10 protein-coding genes are annotated in these 12,723 nt (G+C 63.6%); 1 reads left to right on the forward strand and 9 read right to left on the reverse strand.

Going from position 1 to position 12,723, the window contains the following annotated elements; genetic code table 11:
* Positions 1–79 precede the first annotated feature (79 nt).
* From bcaP to P0D96_RS07330, 9 genes are all read right to left on the reverse strand, one after another.
* Positions 80–1,471, reverse strand: a complete 1,392-nt coding sequence (bcaP, locus tag P0D96_RS07290) for a branched-chain amino acid transporter BcaP (RefSeq protein WP_408289784.1) — start codon at positions 1,469–1,471, stop codon at positions 80–82.
* Between the two features lie 294 nt (positions 1,472–1,765).
* Positions 1,766–2,422 carry a response regulator transcription factor RqpR gene (gene rqpR, locus P0D96_RS07295; protein WP_408180392.1) on the reverse strand — a complete coding sequence of 219 codons (657 nt, stop codon included), beginning with the start codon at positions 2,420–2,422 and terminating at the stop codon, positions 1,766–1,768.
* A gap of 10 nt (positions 2,423–2,432) precedes the next feature.
* Positions 2,433–3,302 (reverse strand): sensor histidine kinase, encoded by an 870-nt coding sequence (locus P0D96_RS07300; RefSeq protein WP_408312703.1) that lies wholly within the window; start codon positions 3,300–3,302, stop codon positions 2,433–2,435.
* A 431-nt stretch (positions 3,303–3,733) separates the two neighbouring features.
* Entirely contained in the window at positions 3,734–4,504 is a 771-nt protein-coding gene (locus tag P0D96_RS07305; protein ID WP_132376363.1) for a ferredoxin--NADP reductase, read from the reverse strand.
* 659 nt (positions 4,505–5,163) lie between these two features.
* Positions 5,164–6,123: an ABC transporter permease gene (locus P0D96_RS07310; protein WP_132376362.1), complete on the reverse strand. Its 960-nt coding sequence runs from the start codon at positions 6,121–6,123 to the stop codon at positions 5,164–5,166.
* Between the two features lie 46 nt (positions 6,124–6,169).
* Positions 6,170–7,207, reverse strand: coding sequence for an ABC transporter permease (locus P0D96_RS07315; protein ID WP_408248592.1), 1,038 nt, complete (start codon positions 7,205–7,207; stop codon positions 6,170–6,172).
* Positions 7,197–8,771, reverse strand: coding sequence for a sugar ABC transporter ATP-binding protein (locus tag P0D96_RS07320; RefSeq protein ID WP_408180462.1), 1,575 nt, complete (start codon positions 8,769–8,771; stop codon positions 7,197–7,199). The genes P0D96_RS07315 and P0D96_RS07320 overlap by 11 nt, the downstream gene beginning before the upstream one ends.
* Before the next feature lie 436 nt (positions 8,772–9,207).
* A complete protein-coding gene (locus P0D96_RS07325) occupies positions 9,208–10,227 on the reverse strand; it encodes an ABC transporter substrate-binding protein (RefSeq protein WP_132376360.1) in 1,020 nt (339 codons plus the stop codon).
* Positions 10,228–10,340: 113 nt separating this feature from the next.
* Positions 10,341–11,393 carry a LacI family DNA-binding transcriptional regulator gene (locus tag P0D96_RS07330; RefSeq protein WP_132377006.1) on the reverse strand — a complete coding sequence of 351 codons (1,053 nt, stop codon included), beginning with the start codon at positions 11,391–11,393 and terminating at the stop codon, positions 10,341–10,343.
* A gap of 337 nt (positions 11,394–11,730) precedes the next feature.
* On the opposite strand from P0D96_RS07330, the gene P0D96_RS07335 reads away from it, so the two are divergent.
* A complete protein-coding gene (locus P0D96_RS07335) occupies positions 11,731–12,711 on the forward strand; it encodes an aldose 1-epimerase (protein ID WP_408312708.1) in 981 nt (326 codons plus the stop codon).
* The last annotated feature ends 12 nt before the right edge of the window (positions 12,712–12,723 follow it).

A 12,723-nucleotide genomic window follows, 5' to 3' on the forward strand; every position in this document is an offset into this window, starting at 1 on the left:
GGACCACTATGAATTCAAGGAAAGGCCAACACCCCAAAGACCATGGGCAAAAAAAACAGCCAATAAGCAGGCAAAAAAATCACTTGCTCAACTTGGAATGCCGCCGAGAATAGCCGAAATAGATAACCATCCCAATGAGCAACCAAACCACAAACGCCACCCAGGTAATCCCCTGAAGGTTAACCATTAAAAACAGACAGGAAGCGACCGCCAAAACCGGCACAACCGGCACCCCAGGACACCGAAACGCCCTCGGCAAATCCGGATGCGTCTTCCGCAAAACCAGCACCGCAATCGACACCATCGAAAACGCGGCCAACGTACCGATATTGATCAACTCAGCCAACACATTCAACGGCACGAGCGCCCCGATCAACCCAAAGAAAATCCCAACGAGCCAGGTCGTAAAAAACGGCGTAGCAAACCGCGGATGCACCTTCGAAAGCCGAGCAGGCAACAACCCATCCCGCGACATCGCAAAAATCACCCGCGTCTGCCCATAAGCCATCACCAGAATCACCGTCAGCATGCCCAGCACGGCGCCGAGGTCGATAAAACCCGCCACCCACTTTTGCCCCGCCACCTGCAACGCATAGGACACCGGGTGCGAAATATTCGCGAACTGCGCCGACGGCACGATGCCGGTGACCACGGCAGCCACTGCCACGTACAACACCGCGCAAACGCCCAGCGACGCAATGATCCCGATCGGCAGATCGCGCTTCGGATCCTTCACCTCTTCCGCCGCGGACGACACCGAATCGAAGCCGATGAACGCGAAGAACATCACCGCCGCCGCACCGAACACGCCGTTCCAGCCGTTCGGCATGAACGGATGCCAGTTGGCCGGCGTCACGTGAAACACGCCCACGCCGATCACCAGCAACACCACGACGACCTTGATCGCGACCATGATGTTGTTGATCCGCGCCGACTCGCGCACGCCGACCGACAACAGCGCGGTGATCGCCATCATCACGAGGAAGGCGGGCAGGTTAAAGAGCGTGTCATGGCCTGGCAACGCGCCCGGCGCGGCCGTCAGCGCGACCGGCAAGGACACGCCGAAGCCCGACAGCAAGGATTGCAGATAACCCGACCAGCCAACCGACACCGCCGAGGTGGCCAGCCCATACTCGAGCATCAAGTCCCAGCCGATAATCCACGCGGCCAGTTCGCCAAGCGTCGCATACGAGTAGGTGTAGATCGACCCGGCCACCGGAATCGTCGAGGCGAATTCGGCGTAGGCGAGCGCAGCGAAGCCGCAGGCGACAGCGGCGATCAGGAACGAGATCATCAGCGCCGGGCCGGCCTGCACGGCACCCGTGCCGGTCAGCACGAAAATGCCGGTGCCGATAATGGCGCCTACACCCAGGAAGGTCAGATCGAGCGCACCGAGCGCTTTCTTCAAGCCGGCGTTCTGAGCACTCGCGGCGATCATGTGCTCGACGCTCTTTTTGCGAAACAGGGACATTGGCGGGGTCTCCAGTAGTGCACGCGTGTTGCGCGCCGAATGTCGGGAAACCCGCGATTTTAGCGGATGCATGACCTTGCACCATTTTGGGACGTGCTTTTCAGGGCCGATGCGCCGGGCTGAAAATCCCCGGCAGAGACGATTCCAGCGGCACCTTTGTCCGCCGGACAGGCAATGGCCGCAAGGCTTTAGCTTGATGCGTGGCCAACCGGACGGGAATCGCTCTCTTGCAAATGAGTCGCGGCAAGGCCGAGCTATGCAGCGACACAGAGTCGCGCTGGCGTCGAAGGGACGTCAGCCCGCCATCGCCGGATTCAGATCGATGAGCCGGTTGCTCATCACATAGAACGTCAGCTCGGCGTTATTGCGCAGCTTCATTTTCTCGAGCAGCCGAGTGCGGTAGACGCTGACCGTCTTCACCGACAGCGAGAGCGCCACGGCGATATCCGTCAGCCGCTTGCCCGACGCGAGCATGCATAACGTCTGATACTCGCGGTCGGAAAGCTTTTCGTGCGGCAACTGTTCGCCGTCGAAGGAAACGTAGTCGGCGAGCGCTTCGGCCATCGCCGGGCTCACGTATTTGCGGCCCGCCGCGACCTGCTTGATCGCGCCGATCATCTGCGCGGCGTCGACGGTTTTCGACAGGTAGCCGGCGGCGCCGGCCTTCAATGCGCGCACGGCGTACTGGTCCTCGCGGTACATCGAGAACATCAGCACGGCCACGCGCGGCGCCTTGCGCTTCAGACGTTTGAGCACTTCGACGCCGTTCATGTCGGGCAGCGAAATGTCCAGCAGCACCACGTCATAGCTGTGGCGGCCGGCGGCGTCGAGCGCTTCCGCGCCGCTTTGCGCTTCGGTGACTTCGCGCGCCACGCCGCGGTCGAGCAGCAATTGGCGGACGCCCTGGCGAACCACCGCGTGGTCGTCGGCGAGCAGAATGCGCAGACTCATGATGGCGTACTCACGATTGCAGCGCGTGTCGAGCAGCGCGCGGCGCGTGCGCCAGCATCGCGTCCCAGGCAAAGCGCGCGCGCACGAGGGTTCCGCGCGACGCGTTGCCGCTCTCGCCGCGCTCCTGACCGGCGCGCCGTGCGCTCACGCGCAGCGTGCCGTCGAACGCCGCGCAGCGCGCCTGCATGCCGCTCAGGCCGAAATGGCCAAGGCGGCTGCGGGCGTTGCGCGTGACGCCGACACCGTCGTCGCTGATGATCAGCGTGAGGTGACGGCGGCTGGTTTCGATGCGCACGTCGGCCGATTCGGCGCGCGCGTGCTTGGCAATATTGTTCAGCGCTTCCTGCGCGACGCGGAATACGGCGAGCGCGGCGTCGGCGGGCAGGCGCGTCAGACGCACGTCGGCGGCGCACACGAAGCTCGTGCGCAGTTGCGTGCGCGCGGCGAAGTCGCCGGTCCAGTGGGCCAGCGCGCCGACAATGCCGGCCTCGAGCGACGGCGCATGCAGTTCCGCGACAGCCTGACGGCTGGCCTCGCAGACGGCGTCGAGCGACCGGTTCGCCACGGCGAGCGCGGCGGCGCACTGCGGCGGCGCATCGGCGGGCAGCCAGGTTTCGACGCCGGCGAGCGCGAAACGCGTCGCCGTCAGTTCGGCACCCACGCCATCGTGCAGTTCACGCGCCACATGGCGGCACGCGGCTTCCTGCGCCTGAACCAGTTCGGCCGAGAGTTCGCGCACCCGGGCGCGCAGCCGCGCGAGTTCCCGTTCGGCCGACGAAGCGAGCGCAACGGGCTCGGCCGCGACGGACGCGTCGAATCCGTCACGTGCCGGTGACGATGGAAGCGGGGCGGTGAACGGGACGACAGTCGACGTATCCATGACTTTCCCTCTCAGGAAGCGCTGTGGACAGCGAAGCGGATGCGCATCGGCGGCGCGAAGACGAAAGAACGCATGTGGGTCTCTGGCCTCCAGGTGCAGGCCGTCGCGCTTAGGACGCAACGGCCGAATCGCTACGGTGTGAAGTAACGAAATTTACATTCAGTAACATGGCGGGTGTGCCACGACAGGCGTGTCAATTTGACTGATGATGCGCCGCGATGATATCTCACTAAAAGAAAAAATGCAGTTCCACCAAGGGTTAGCGCCTACATTTCACGCAATGGTTGATGATTTGCAACGCCCGCTTTGTAGGAAGAATACCGACGCACAATGTCAGTCCGAGGACGCCAAATTGTAACTGCGAAAAAAAAGGAGCCCGAAGGCTCCTTTTGCTGATTCCGCGGCGCGGGCCGCGAATTTCGGACCGTGACTTAGCCGACGAAGGCCTTTTCGACCACGTAGTGGCCCGGCGCGTTGTTGCTGCCTTCCTGGAAGCCCGCTTCGTCGAGCAGCTTGCGCGTGTCGCGCAGCATGTGCGGGCTGCCGCACAGCATGATGCGGTCGTTTTCGAGCGAGAAACCCGGCACGCCGAGGTCGGCGAACAGCTTTTCGGTTTCGATCAGCTCGGTGATACGACCGCGGTTCTGGAACGCTTCGCGCGTGACCGTCGGGTAGTACAGCAGCTTTTCCTGAACCAGCTCGCCCAGATGTTCGTGCGCCGGCAGGTGATCCGTGATGTATTCCTTGTAGGCCAGTTCGTCGACGAAACGACAGGTGTGCGTGAGCACGACGCGCTCGTAGCGGTCGTAGATATCCGGATCTTTGATGATCGACATGAACGGCGCGAGCCCCGTGCCGGTGGACAACAGCCACAGGGTCTTGCCCGGCAGCAGGTTGTCGGCCATCAGCGTGCCGACCGGCTTTTTGCCGATCAGGACTTCGTCGCCGACCTTCAGATGCTGCAAACGCGACGTGAGCGGGCCGTCCTGCACCTTGATGCTCAGGAATTCGAGATGCTCTTCGTAGTTCGCACTCGCGAGGCTGTAGGCGCGGATCAGCGGCTTGCCGTCGACTTCGAGGCCCACCATCGTGAATTGGCCGTTTTCGAAACGGAACGACGGATCGCGCGTGCAGGTGAAGCTGAAAAGCGTATCGGTCCAGTGATGGACGCTCAGGACGGTTTGTGAATTCAGGTTGCTCATGGCTTCTTGGATAGTGCGAAAACAAAGGCGGCCAGTCGTTTTGAGCCGGCCGGCACGGCAAGGGCGATGCTGCGCTAACCCATACGGGAATCACGCGCATTCCGCTATTTTACCGCGCCCGCTGCCTGAGGGCTGCGACGCCGCGGTTGAGCGTGGTGAAGCGGGTTACCGGACCTGGAAGCGTCGGCGCCGGCTGTCTTTGCGATCGGCGCCGCGGAATACGTTGGCGTGGTGCGGCTACGCGCTTCAGCAGGGGTGCGGCGATGGGCGAATGTCGCGCAGGGCGGCTGCCATCGGTTGTCCGGGATGCGCCGGGTAGGCGCGCCGCGCGGGCAACATTTTCAGGATGATACCGAAACCCGCCATGCGCTGCAGCATTGACCCTGCTGATAAAACTGGCAAAAGCGTAATGAACGGTGAGGAAACGGAACGCGGCGAGCTGCGCGGCGTGCGCGCGACGGCGTTTCTATCGGGCCCGTTCTGACCGTGATAGGTTGGTACACAAAGGCATTCGGATGATTGATAAAAACGTCGGAATCCCAGTTTTAGTAAGGATTCTGGCGTTTTCCGCTTTGATTACCTCGATGCTCATGAAAGTGAGCACAAGACCGCCGCGAGCTCTCGCCGCATCGATCGACCGTTCAGCGTGAATCAGCCAGTCACGCCGCAGCCACGACCCGCTTTTTCCCGCGCTGCTTCAGCACGCGAGCCTGCAACACGATCACCAGCAGGAGGAACACGCCTCGAATCACCGACTGCCAATACGCCGACAAGCTGATAAACCCCAGCCCGTTCTCGAAGTTCAGCAGATTGAACACCAGCCCGAGCAACAACACGCCGGCAATCGTCATCGCGATCGAGCCTTCACCGCCCGTAAGCAGCGTGCCGCCAAGCACCACCGCCGAGATCGCGAACAGCTCCCAGCCGACGCCTTCGTTCGGTTGTCCCGCGCCGAACTGCGCGGCGAGGATCACGCCCGCCATGCCGGCGAGCAGGCCGCTCACCGCATAGGCCATCACGAGCGTGCGGTCGACGTTCAGGCCCATCAGCCGCGCGGCTTCCTCGCTGCCGCCGATCGCCAGCGAATGCCGGCCGAAGCGCGTACTGCGCAGCGCGAGCCAGCCGGCTAACGCCGCCACGACAGCGACGAGGCCCGGAATCGGCAGTCCGAACAGATCGCCTTGACCGAAGTTGCCGAAGTTCGAATCGGCGGCAATCGACACCGCATCGTTCTTGCCGAGCAGCAGCGCGACGCCGTGCGCGCCGAGGCTCGTCGCGAGCGTGACGATGAACGGCAGGATTTTCAGGCGCGTGATGATCAATCCGTTCAGCACGCCGACCGCGAGTCCCGCGGCGCATCCTGCCAGCACGGCGACCCAGCCGCCGTAGACGCTGGTCAGCGCGGCGACGACACTCGCCAGCGCGGCCACCGTGCCCACCGACAGGTCGATGCCGCCCGTGATGATCACGAACGCCATGCCGACCGAGATGAGCGCGAACATCGAGTTGTAGCGCCAGAAAGAGGTGATGTTGTACGCCGAGCCGAAATGCTCGTAGCGCACGAGGCCGAATACGACGAGCGCGGCCAGTGCGAGCAGGATAGGAAGATTCTTTTTCATCGCTTCAAGTCCGGAATTTTCTCTGAGGCGCGTGATTTAGCGAGACTTAGCGCGAGCGCCGCTGCACATAAACCGCCGCGACGATGATGCCGGCCTTCACCACCAGCGCCGCCGCGTCGGGAATGCCGTGCGCGAGCAGCGTGTAGCGCAGCAACTGGATGATCAGCGCGCCGATCAGCGTGCCGCCGATATACGCCTTGCCGCCGGTGAGCGCCGTGCCGCCGACGGCGACTGCCGCGATCGCATCGAGCTCGACGCCGAGCCCGACCACGTTCGCATCCGAGGACGAATTCACGGAGATCGAGATCAGCCCCGCCAGTCCCGCGAGCGCAGCGCACAGCGTGTAGGCGATCAGCTTCACCGTGGCCGTCGGCACCCCGCATAGATAGGCGGCCTTTTCGTTGCCGCCGGTGATCAGCAGATACTGGCCGAACAGTGTCTTGCGCACGACCCACACGAATACGGCGACCAGCGCCAGCATCAGCAGCACCTGGAAGGGCACGCCTGCAACCTTGCCCAGCGCGATCCACTGGAACGCGGGCGTGTTGAACGCCTGCAGGCTGCCGTCGGTGACCACTTGCGCGATGCCGCGTCCGGCGATGAACAGCACCAGCGTCGCGACAATCGGCTGCACGGATAACCTCGTGACCAGCAAGCCGTTGAAGACGCCACACAGCGCGGCGGCGAGCACCGGCAGCACGAACGCGAGCGCAATGCCGCCGGGTCCGGCAATGTTCAGGAACAGCATCGGCGCGAGCGCACCGGAGATCGCCATCGACGCGCCCACCGACAGATCGATGCCGCCGGTCGCCACCACCAGCGTCATGCCGATGCCGACGATCACGATCGTCACCACCTGCGTCATGTTGACGTTGAAGGTTTGCAGCGACCAGAAGTGCGGCGTGAAGATCAGATTGAAGAGCACCATCGCGAGCAGGACGATGACTTCCCGCTGCATCGCGAGATGGCGCCATTTACGCACCGTCGTTGCTGGGGCGGCGGGCGGCGCGGCCGTCATCTGCTGGGCGGTTTCGCCGAGCCGCGGCTCGGTATGCAACGATTCCGTGTGCAACTTAAGCGCCATGACGGTCGCCCTCCAACGCGTCTTCGATGTGTGCGGCGTTTGCCGTTTGCGCGGCTTCGGCCAGTTGCGAATGGCCGTCGCTGCCGTAGGCGATGGCGTCCATGATCGCGCTCTCGCTCATGTCGGCGCCGTTCAGTTCGGCGACCGTGCGGCCGTCGCGGATCACCACCGCGCGATCGGCCACGGCGGTCAGCTCCTCCAGTTCGGAGGCGGACAGCAGCACGGCGAGGCCCGCGTCGCGCAACTCGCGCACGATCTTCGCCACATCTGCTTTGGCGCCGACGTCGATGCCGCGCGTCGGTTCGTCGAGCAGCAAGAGCGAAGGCTCGGCTGCGAGCCAGCGCGCCAGCAAAACCTTCTGCTGATTGCCACCCGACAGTTCGCGGATCGGCTGATCAGCGGAACGCAGCTTGATGCCGAGCGACGCAATGAAACGATCGACGATCGCCTGCTGCTTCTTCACGTCGACCACGCCGTTCTTCGCCAGCGTGCGCAGACAGACGAGCGTGAGGTTGTCGCGCACCGAGAGTTCGGGGACGATGCCCTCGGCCTTGCGGTCTTCGGTGAGGTACGCGAGGCCGCGCGCAATTGCGTCCTGTGGCGACTTCAGCGCCACCGTTTCGCCGCCGATCGAGAGCGAGCCTTGCTCCAGCGGATCGGCGCCGAACATCAGCCGCATGGTTTCCGTGCGGCCCGAGCCGAGCAGGCCCGCGAGACCGACTGCTTCGCCCGCATGCACTTCGAGCGAGACGTCGCTCACCTTTGGATGCGCGCTCAGTTGTGTCGCCGCAATCATCTGCTTGCCGCGCCGCGCGAGGTTCGCTTCGCGCGCGTCGGCGTCGTCCTGCACGACGGCGGCGAGCGTGCGGCCGAGCATCGTCGTGACGAGCTGCAGTTTGTCCATGTCTGCCATCGTGCTTTGCGCGACGGTCTGGCCGTCGCGCATCACGGTGACGCGGTCGCACAGCGCATAGAGCTCGTCGAGCCGATGCGACACGAAGATCACCGCGCGGCCGTCGTCGCGCAGCTTGCGCACCACGGTGAAAAGCAACTCCACCTCGCGTTCGTCGAGCGATGAAGTGGACTCGTCCATGATGACCATCTTCGCATCCGACGACACCGCGCGCGCAAGCGCCACCATCTGCTGGATGGCGGTCGAATACCGGCCGACCGGTTTCTTCACATCGATCTGCAAACCGAATGATTCGAGCAGTGCGGCGGCGCGTTGCTGCACCGCGCGCCAGTCGATCAAGCCGAACCGGCGCGGCTCGCGGCCGAGGAAAATGTTCTCCGCCACCGAGCGGAACGGGACCAGATTGATCTCCTGATAGATCGTGCTGATGCCGGCTTCGCGCGCTTGCTTGGGCGTGCGGAAATCGACCTCGCGGCCTTCGAAGCGCACGCTTCCCGAGCCGCGCCGATACGCGCCGGTCAGGATCTTGATCATGGTCGATTTGCCCGCGCCGTTCTGGCCGATCAGCGCATGCACTTCGCCGGCGGCGACGCTCAGATTGGCGGCGCGCAACGCGGGTACGCCGCCGAAGCTGATGCCAATGTCCTGCATCTCGAGCAGCGGCGAACGGGTAAGGGGAGAGTGTGGCGTCTCTTTGCCGGATTCCGTCACGGGTGTCCTCCTGATGCGTGTGCTGCCTGATTTGCCGCGTGCGCGCCATGCATTGCACGTGCGAGCCGGTGCGGCCTTTCGTTCGGGCTCAGATGCGGGCGGTGTCGCCGGACCATGTTACGCCGCATAAAAGCGAAGCGACGGCTCGTGCTGCCACGAACGCGTCGCTCCGAACCCTTCCCGCCGCCCGCCCCCCGAGGAGACAGATTCGGGGCGGGGACGTCCTGCAAAGCAATCCCCGGACCCCCGATGTTTCAAACAGAACTTACTTCGGGCGGGGCGACTTCCTTCTTCGGGGCGCCGCCGGAGCGCGTGGACGCTCTGCTACAGCGCAGCGCTCAAACTTCAAGACCGCGCATACAGCGGCGCTTAGCCATCAATAGCCGTACTGCATGTTCTGCTGCACGTTGCTCTTGTCGTAGAACTTGTCGGACACCTTGACCCACGTCGGGATCTTTTCGCCCTTCGCGTAACGCTGTGCGACGTCGCAGGCGAGCGGGCCGAAGAACGGGCTCGACTGCACGCTCGCGCCGAGTTCGCCGGCCGCGATCGCGTCCATGCCGCCCTTGGTGCCGTCGATCGTGACGATCTGGATGTCCTTGCCCGGCTGCTTGCCGGCAGCCTTGATCGCGGCGATCGCGCCGAGCGCCATTTCGTCGTTGTGCGCGTAGACGGCGGTCACGTCCGGATGCGCCTGCAGCAGCGTTTCCATGACCTGGCGGCCCTTGTCGCGCGCGAAGTCGCCGCTCTGCGACGCGATGATCGTCATGCCCGGATTCTTCGCGATGATCTCGTCGAAGCCCTTCTTGCGATCGTTCGCGGCGGACGCGCCGGTGGTGCCTTCGAGTTCGATGATCTTCGCCTTGCCCCCAGTCGCCTTGACGAGCCAGTCAGCGGCGCGATGGCCCTGATCGATGAAGTCCGAACCGATGAAGGTGATGTAGTCGCGGCCCGCCTTGGCGACCGATTGATCGACGTCGCGGTCGACCAGGATGACCGGAATGCCGGCCTTTTTGGCTTGCAGCACGACCGGTGCAAGCGGCTTTTCTTCGCGCGGCGGGAACACCAGCAGATCGACGTGCTGCGCGATCATGTTCTGGATGTCCGATACCTGCTTGGAGTTCGAGCTGTTGGCGTCGGTCATGACCAACTGCCAGCCGCACTTCGCGGCGATGTCCTTGAAGCTCTTGGTTTCCGCCAGACGCCACGGATTGTTGCTTTCGGTCTGCGCGAAGCCGACCTTCAGCGGAGTCTTGCTGGATAACTTCGGCAGCGCGTCGTCGGCGTGCGCGGCGGCGACACCGAAACCGATTGCCAGAGCCAGCAGCGAACCCGCCAGCGGACGAATCTGCTGCTTGCGCACGTGACTGCGCGACTGCGTGTTGAGCGACGCCATGTCTTCCTCCAGTACCTGGTGAGGTAGGTGTATTTGCTTTTAATTTCTCCTGCCGGCCGGCGTTGATCTGCCCCACCGGACGTGCCGATTATTCCATCCTGAATTATTATCGGTCAATCACTAATAATATTAATTATTGGCTTTTTTGCCTCGGTAATTACCCTGACCGAACCGCGTTCGACGAGCGGACCGTCGAGTTTGACCATGCGATGCCGAACCGGCGCGCCGGCGGCACGGTTGTGTTCTTCCTGCAGCAAGGTCTCAACGGCCCAGCGCCCCAATTCGTAGTTCGGCAGCACGACCGTCGAGAGTGGCGGATGCGTGTGGCGGGCAATTTCCTGGTCGTCGTAGCCGAGCACCGAGACGTCTTCGGGCACGCGCAGGCCGAGTTGCTTCAGCGCTTCGATCGCGCCGATGGCGGTGAGGTCGTTCGCGCAGAAAATCGCGGTCGGCGGATTGGGTTCGCGCATCAGCGAGAGCGTCAGTTCGAAGCCGAGACCCGAGCTCCAGTCGCCGTCGCGCACCATTTCCGGCGCGTAGGGCAGGTCGGCGGTCGCGAGCGCGGTGCGGTAGCCTTTGAGGCGATCCTTCGAGGCATCCTGCCAGGGCTCGCCGTTGATATAGCCGATCCGCCGATGTCCGGCTTGCAGCAGATAGTCGGTCGCCAGATGGCCGCCGGCCACTTCGGCGGGCACCACCGAAGAAAACCCGCCTTCGCCCGTATAGCAGTTCAGCAGCACGGTCGGCACCTGTGACAGCGCCGTCGGCGGCGTCACCTTGCGCGTATAGACGGTCGCGTAAATCACGCCGAACACATGCGGATTCGACAGCGTGGTGTCCAGCACCTGCTTCTCGATGTCGGCGTTGCCGTGCGTCGAATAGACCGCCAGCATCTTGCCGCTTGCGTAGGCCGCATCGCGTGCGCCGTCGATGTTGACGACCGGATGCGGACTGGTGGAAATTTCGTCGGCGAGATAGACGATCAGATTGCGTTCATCGGCCGAGGCCGACACCGGCTCGCGCAGCGAAAGCCGGTAGCCGAGGTCGTGCGCGGCCTTCAGCACCTTGTTGCGGGTAGTCTCCGAGAACTTCGCGCCGGTCGCGTTGTTCAGCACCAGCGAGACAGTCGATTGCGACACGCCAGTGAGCTTGGCGATGTCGGTCATGGTCGGACGGCGTTGAGTCGATTTTTTCATTGTGCGGGCCGCAGGAGCGGCGCTAAAGCTGGGGCATGCCGTGGGCATCTCGGTGCTTGACGGTACCACTAATAATATGCGCGCGGCAACGCGCGCTAACCCGTCATTTGGGAGAGCTTCATCGCCGTTTGCACGACCTCAGGCCTGCAATTTATTACTAATAATATTGACGACTGCGCTTTGGCGTGCGATTCTCGGTCGCGCGGATTCTGACAGTCCGCCGGCCGCGCGTTGTGCGCGGCACGTCATAGGAGACACCGATGCGTGTTCATGCCGCCATCCGCCTGAGGCCCCGACTTTTCTGACCATGCGCGACGTTTCCTTGAAATCGATCCGCCCGCTCGCGACCGGGCTCATGTGGCTCGATGATCCCGCGGTCGTGGCCACGGTCGTCACGCTCTCGGCCGGCGCGCTGCGTGCCGTGATTGCGCCCGAAGTGGGCGGCGCGCTGGCGGCGTTCTACGAGACGACGCCCAACGGCCCGCTGCATTGGCTGCGGCCGGCCGTGCCGGCGGCCTTCGCTGAACGCGATCCGCTGCGCATGGCGAGCTTTCCGCTCTTTCCCTACTGCAACCGGATTCGCGACGCGCGTTTCGACTTCGACGGCCGCACGATCGATCTCGCCGGCAACGACACGCGTTTCGGCCATGCGCTGCATGGGAATGCGTGGCGGCATCCCTGGCAAGTCGGAGCGCGTACCGAAAGCTCGGTCGAACTGCACTTCGAACATGAACCGGATTCGCGCGTACCCGGCGATTGGCCGTTTCGCTATTGCGCGCGGCAGCGTATCGAGTTGAGCGGCGGCGCATTGCACATTACGCTGTCGGCGCAAAACCTGGCCGGGCAGCCGATGCCGTTCGGCATGGGGCATCACCCGTACTATCCGCGCACTGCGCAGACTCGCGTGTACGCCGACGTGGCAGCCATGTGGCACGCCGACGCCGACGTATTGCCGACGCATCTCGGCCCGCATCCCGCTGTGACCGCGTTGCGCGAAGGCATGTCGCCGGACGCCTTCGATCTCGACAACAACTTTGCGAACTGGTCGCGCGAGGCGACCATTGCGTGGCCCGACGAACACCGTCGACTGACGATGACCGCCGATGCGCCGTTCGATCACATGGTGATATTCGCGCCGGCCAATGATGCGCAACTGTGCGTGGAACCGGTGACGAACACCACCGATTCTTTCAACGCGGTCGGCATGCGTGAGCACGTGGGCGGCTGCGTGTTGCAGCCGGGCGAGGAGATCGCCGCGACGCTGAAATGGACGCCGCACAAGGACTAATATGCGGCGCCT

Source organism: Paraburkholderia sp. RL17-347-BIC-D, from assembly GCF_046027915.1.
Classification (GTDB): domain Bacteria; phylum Pseudomonadota; class Gammaproteobacteria; order Burkholderiales; family Burkholderiaceae; genus Paraburkholderia.

Excerpts from the sequence above, each read along its gene's own strand:
- bcaP (WP_408289784.1), bottom strand. The coding sequence starts at position 1,471 with ATGTCCCTGTTTCGCAAAAAGAGCGTCGAGCACATGATCGCCGCGAGT.
- rqpR (WP_408180392.1), bottom strand. The coding sequence starts at position 2,422 with ATGAGTCTGCGCATTCTGCTCGCCGACGACCACGCGGTGGTTCGCCAG.
- P0D96_RS07300 (WP_408312703.1), bottom strand. The coding sequence starts at position 3,302 with ATGGATACGTCGACTGTCGTCCCGTTCACCGCCCCGCTTCCATCGTCA.
- P0D96_RS07305 (WP_132376363.1), bottom strand. The coding sequence starts at position 4,504 with ATGAGCAACCTGAATTCACAAACCGTCCTGAGCGTCCATCACTGGACC.
- P0D96_RS07310 (WP_132376362.1), bottom strand. The coding sequence starts at position 6,123 with ATGAAAAAGAATCTTCCTATCCTGCTCGCACTGGCCGCGCTCGTCGTA.
- P0D96_RS07315 (WP_408248592.1), bottom strand. The coding sequence starts at position 7,207 with ATGGCGCTTAAGTTGCACACGGAATCGTTGCATACCGAGCCGCGGCTC.
- P0D96_RS07320 (WP_408180462.1), bottom strand. The coding sequence starts at position 8,771 with ATGCAGGACATTGGCATCAGCTTCGGCGGCGTACCCGCGTTGCGCGCC.
- P0D96_RS07325 (WP_132376360.1), bottom strand. The coding sequence starts at position 10,227 with ATGGCGTCGCTCAACACGCAGTCGCGCAGTCACGTGCGCAAGCAGCAG.
- P0D96_RS07330 (WP_132377006.1), bottom strand. The coding sequence starts at position 11,393 with ATGACCGACATCGCCAAGCTCACTGGCGTGTCGCAATCGACTGTCTCG.
- P0D96_RS07335 (WP_408312708.1), top strand. The coding sequence starts at position 11,731 with ATGCGCGACGTTTCCTTGAAATCGATCCGCCCGCTCGCGACCGGGCTC.